The following is a 3,790-nucleotide window of genomic DNA, read 5'->3' on the forward strand; positions in this document are numbered from 1 at the left end:
CGCGCGGTACCGGGCCCGGCGGCAGCCGGCGACCTGGGCCGCGGACCCCGCGCGCCGTCGCCGGTCCGGCACCGGTCCCACCGGCTCCGCGTAGTCGGCCGCGGCTCACCGGACGGGCCGCCGTCCTCGTCCTGGTGCTGGCCGTGCTCACCGTGTCCTACGCCTCCTCGCTGAAGGCCTACCTCCAGCAGCGCGCCCACCTGCAGGACCTGCGGGCCCAGATCGCCGAGCGCGAGCAGAGCATCGCGGCGCTGCAGGCGGAGAAGGACCGCTGGAGCGACCCGGCGTACGTCCGCCAGCAGGCCCGGGAGCGCTTCGGGTACCTCATGCCGGGCGAGCGGTCGTGGATCGTCCTGGACCAGAACGGTCGGCCGCTGGACGACGCGACCACGCTCAAGGACCCGGCCGAGGTGGTCAAGGTGACCCCCACCGCCTGGTGGGAGACCGCCTGGGCCTCCATGGAGCTCGCCGGCGACCCGCCGCCGCCCGCGCCGCCGCCCGCGGACGAGATCCGCGGCCCGGCGAAGCGGCTGGGGCCCGACCAGCCGTGATCGGCGAGGCCGACCAGAGGGCGGTCGCCGCCCAGCTCGGCCGCCCGCCGCGGGCCGTGCACGGCGTCGGGCACCGGTGCCCGTGCGGTCTCCCCGACGTGGTCACCACCGAGCCCCGGCTGCCGGCCGGCACGCCGTTCCCCACGACGTTCTACCTGACCTGCCCCCGGGCGGCCTCCCGGATCGGCACCCTCGAGGCGTCCGGGCTGATGCGTCAGATGACTGAGCGGCTCGCCGAGGACCCAGGGCTCGCTGCGGCGTACGCCGCCGCGCACGAGCGCTACCTCCAGGCGCGGAGCGAGCTCGCCGACGTCCCGGAGATCGCGGGCGTCTCGGCGGGCGGGATGCCCGACCGGGTCAAGTGCCTGCACGTGCTCGCCGGGCAGTCCCTCGCCCAGGGTCGTGGGGTCAACCCCCTCGGCGACGAGGTCCTCGACCTGCTCGGCGAGTGGTGGGCCGAGGGTCCGTGCGTGGCGCCGCCCGGTGGCTGACCTGCCGGTGACCGAGCCGAGCAGCCGGGCGAGCGTTGGGGCCGTGGACTGCGGCACCAACACGATCAAGCTGCTGGTCGGCGCGCTGCCCGAGGTGGCGGTGCGGGAGAGCCGGCTGGTGCGCCTCGGGGCCGGCCTGGACGCGTCGGGCAGGCTCTCGGACGAGGCACTGGCCCGGGCCTTCGCGGTCGTCGAGGAGTACGCCGCGGTGCTGGCCTCCCATCGGGTGGAGCGCCTGCGGTTCTGCGCGACCTCGGCCGTGCGCGACGCCGCCAACGCCCAGGAGTTCCTCGACGGGGTGCGCGCCCGGCTCGGCGTGGAGCCGGAGGTGCTTTCCGGCTCGCAGGAGGCGGCCCTGGCGTTCACCGGGGTGGTCCGCAGCCTGGGCCAGAAGCCCGCGACTCCGGTGCTCGTGGTGGACGTGGGCGGCGGGTCGACCGAGCTCGCGCTCGGCGGCCCCGGCCGACCACCGGCCACGGCGTCCGTGGACGTCGGAGCGGTGCGGCTGCACGAGCGGCACCTGCACGCAGACCCACCGACCCGGGCGCAGGTCGCCGCGTGCGTCGCCGACATCGACACCCACCTAGCCGGGGTGGTGCTGGACCTGGCGCGCGCGGCCAGCGTCGTGGCCGTCGCGGGTACCGCCCTCACCGCGGCCGCGCACGTGCTCGACCTGCCCCACGGCGACCTGACCGTGACCGACGGGGCCGCGCTCGACGTACCCGCGGTGCGTCGAGGGGTCGACGCGCTGGTCGCGATGCCGATGGCCCGCCGGCAGGCGCTGCCTTACCTGCACTCGGGCCGGGCCGACGTCATCGACGCCGGCGGGCTGATCCTGGCGCGGGTGCTGCGGCGTACCCGCGTCCGGAGGATGCTGGTCTCCGTGCCCGACATCCTCGACGGGATCGCCTGGTCCCTGGTCGACCGGTGACCGCGCCCGGTCCGGCCCTGCCGCACCCGGTCACCGGAGAGCCGTTCCCCAGCCCGGTCCCGCCCGGAACGGGCTGGCCGGACGACCCGGCCTCGCCCGACACCCCCGTGGCGCGGACGGCCGCGGACGTCGCCGGCGTGGCCCGAGAATCGTGCGGTTTGGACCCAAACGACAGATCGGAGGCCGATTTCTCTGTCGTTTGGGTCCAATCGGCAGACGCCCGGGCCGCCAGACTCGCCGAGCTCGGGGCCCGCACGTCGGTCTGCCGGGCCTGCCCCCGGCTGGTCGAGTGGCGCGAGGAGGTGGCGCGCACGAAGCGTGCCTCGTTCGCCGACCAGCCCTACTGGGGCCGGCCCGTCGCCGGCTGGGGCGACGCGGAGCCGCGGGTGCTGATCGTGGGGCTGGCGCCGGCCGCGAACGGCGGCAACCGCACCGGGCGCGTCTTCACCGGTGACTCCTCGGGCGACTGGCTCTACGCCAGCCTGCACCGGGTCGGGCTGGCCGCCCTCCCCACCAGCACCCACGCCGGTGACGGCCAGGCCCTGCTGGGTGCGAGGCTGGTCGCCGCAGTGCGCTGCGCCCCGCCGGCGAACCGGCCCAGCACCACCGAGCGCGACACCTGCGCGGCATGGCTGGCCGCCGAGCTGGCCCTGGTCGCCCCGACGGTGCGGGTCGTGGTCGCGCTCGGCGGCTTCGCCTGGGACGCCGTGCTCCGCGCCGCCCCCGCTCTGGGATGCGCCGTGCCGCGGCCGCGACCGAGGTTCGGCCACGGGCTCGAGGTAGGACTGCCCCGGGCACCGGGCGCCTGGTCGGGGCTCCCGGGAGACTCCCTCAGCCTGCTCGGCTGCTACCACCCCAGCCAGCAGAACACCTTCACCGGCCGCCTGACGGTCGCGATGCTCGACGAGGTCCTCGGCCGAGCAGCCGCCAGCCGGTGAGCTCCGCCGGGAGCCAGCGGGACGTCATACGTCGGGAGCAGACGTCTGCTCCGTCGGTATGACGTCCCGCGCTCCTCGGACGGCCTCAGCGGCCAGGGATCAGCGGTTCTGGGCCACTGCCCGGGGAAGCGAGCGACCGAGGGCGCCGGCGATCTGGCCGGCCGTCGGCCGCTTGCCCTGGCCGTTGAACGGCACGAACTCCACCTGCAGCGCGCTCTCGTCGAACGTCGTGGTGGCCCCGACGGAGCCGACGAAGCTCACGGTCTTCTTGCCGGCCTTCACCGGGATCGTGGCGTTGGTGACGCAGTCCTGCTCGGGGTCGTCGCCGGGGTTCCCGTTCCCGTTGAACGCGATCTCGCGGTTGGTGCCGAGGACGTACTTGCTGCCCAGCCGGAGGAAGCAGAACGCGTCGACCTCGGCGGCGTAGTCGAAGGCGTCCGTGGAGGCCGTCGCGACCAGGTAGCCCTTGGTCGGGGCGGTGATCGTGACCTTGAGCGCGGGGAAGGTGCCCGCGGTGCCGGCCGGGATGGCGTCGTTGTCCACGGCCTTCGAGGCGACCCGCACCAGCAGGTCGTTGGGGCCGAGGGTCTTGTCCTTGATCTGGGAGCCGGTGATCTGCCCGGCGGCGTAGCCGGTGCCGCCGACCGCGGCGAGCGCGAGGGCGCAGCCGGTCACGGCGAGGACGGTGGTGCGGGAACGCTTGCTGACCATGGTGTCTCCTGCGTCGATGGATGCGGAGCCCCGGACAGGTCCGGGACGCGTTGAACGTAGTGGCACCGTCCTGCCACGGCAACCACCCTCGCCGCGCGCTCCGCACGCGTCATACGGTGGTCGGGGCCCCCGTATCCCAACCGGCAGAGGAAGTCGCCTTAAAAGCGA

5 protein-coding genes are annotated in these 3,790 nt (G+C 75.1%); 4 read left to right on the forward strand and 1 reads right to left on the reverse strand.

Going from position 1 to position 3,790, the window contains the following annotated elements; translation table 11 throughout:
* Positions 1-134: 134 nt before the first annotated feature.
* The 4 genes from PLP61_RS15615 to PLP61_RS15630 all read left to right on the forward strand — a co-directional run bounded on the left by PLP61_RS15615 (position 135) and on the right by PLP61_RS15630 (position 2,911).
* The gene (locus PLP61_RS15615; RefSeq protein ID WP_324503678.1) at positions 135-551 is read left to right on the forward strand and encodes an FtsB family cell division protein; all 417 of its coding nucleotides are present in this window, start codon (positions 135-137) and stop codon (positions 549-551) included.
* Positions 548-1,042, forward strand: a complete 495-nt coding sequence (locus PLP61_RS15620; protein WP_324503679.1) for a DUF501 domain-containing protein — start codon at positions 548-550, stop codon at positions 1,040-1,042. The genes PLP61_RS15615 and PLP61_RS15620 overlap by 4 nt, the downstream gene beginning before the upstream one ends.
* Before the next feature lie 43 nt (positions 1,043-1,085).
* Positions 1,086-1,973: a Ppx/GppA phosphatase family protein gene (locus tag PLP61_RS15625; protein WP_324503680.1), complete on the forward strand. Its 888-nt coding sequence runs from the start codon at positions 1,086-1,088 to the stop codon at positions 1,971-1,973.
* Positions 1,974-2,275: 302 nt separating this feature from the next.
* A complete protein-coding gene (locus tag PLP61_RS15630) occupies positions 2,276-2,911 on the forward strand; it encodes a uracil-DNA glycosylase (protein WP_502889086.1) in 636 nt (211 codons plus the stop codon).
* A 99-nt stretch (positions 2,912-3,010) separates the two neighbouring features.
* Here the strand turns inward: PLP61_RS15630 and PLP61_RS15635 are convergent, their stop codons facing one another.
* Positions 3,011-3,622: a hypothetical protein gene (locus tag PLP61_RS15635; protein WP_324503682.1), complete on the reverse strand. Its 612-nt coding sequence runs from the start codon at positions 3,620-3,622 to the stop codon at positions 3,011-3,013.
* Positions 3,623-3,790 lie beyond the last annotated feature (168 nt).

Source organism: Nocardioides sp. (assembly GCF_035429765.1).
GTDB lineage: Bacteria > Actinomycetota > Actinomycetes > Propionibacteriales > Nocardioidaceae > Nocardioides.